General features: G+C 32.4%; 1 protein-coding gene. It reads right to left on the bottom strand.

Going from position 1 to position 825, the window contains the following annotated elements; all coding sequences use genetic code 11:
- Nucleotides 1–247 precede the first annotated feature (247 nt).
- The coding region (locus tag V7161_RS18585) for a Na-translocating system protein MpsC family protein (RefSeq protein ID WP_335714434.1) at nt 248–825 on the bottom strand (578 nt) is incomplete at its 5' end.

Here is an 825-nt window from a genome sequence, read left to right as displayed (position 1 = left end):
GAAGATACTCAGAAATATTTTTCGAATAGCAACATATCAAAAACCTCTCGTGAAATTCCTAAATTAACAGGAATTTAGAGAGGTTTTTTGCTTAGTACAAGGAAAACGCATCGTTCAATTTTCTAACAATTACTAGGACCAACCTCCGTTTGTTTAACAAAAAACAACTGCCTCATTGACAGAAATTTTAAACTTAAGCACACTTTACTTAAGTTTAGCTCAAATATTGTCTAACTCACTTCCGCCTTTATGAAGTTGGTGATAGGATTAGCGCGATAGCACTCTTATCCAAGTTAAAATCCCAATCCACAAAAATATCGTTTACTTTTGTTTTAAGAATAGTTTCAAATTGATTGCTATTATGTAATAATCTTTTCTCAAGATTTCGTTTTGCCAACTTTAATGTTTCGGAATTTCCTAATCGAATTAATTCTCTTTCGATTGGAACCAAAATTCCTTTTCGAATTACGACTAATGTTCTTGGGTTTAATCGAATAGAATGGATTTCTCCTGGCTCCTTTTCGGCTTGAATGCTGATTCTTTTTATTTCTGAGTGAATATTTTCTTTTCCTTCATAGTTTTTATCATTTAAATGATCAGTTTCCGGTGAAGAACCAAAGCAAACAAAAATACCACTTTTATTATGAATTCCCCAATCGTAATAAAATTCACTGATTTCCATCCCAGTCAATATTTTAATATAGGCCTTAAACTCAGGGATAAGTGTTTTCATCAACATATCTCTCGTCCTTAATACCATGGCTTCTTGACCTTGAGTTAATAAGACACTTTCAGAGGGTGTGATAAAGTTTCGTAAATAAACAG

It is taken from the genome of Neobacillus drentensis (assembly GCF_036965425.1).
Taxonomy (GTDB): domain Bacteria; phylum Bacillota; class Bacilli; order Bacillales; family Cytobacillaceae; genus Neobacillus; species Neobacillus drentensis_F.
The sequence above is the reverse complement of the archived record's forward strand: the minus strand, read 5'-3'. Positions and strand labels throughout refer to the sequence as shown.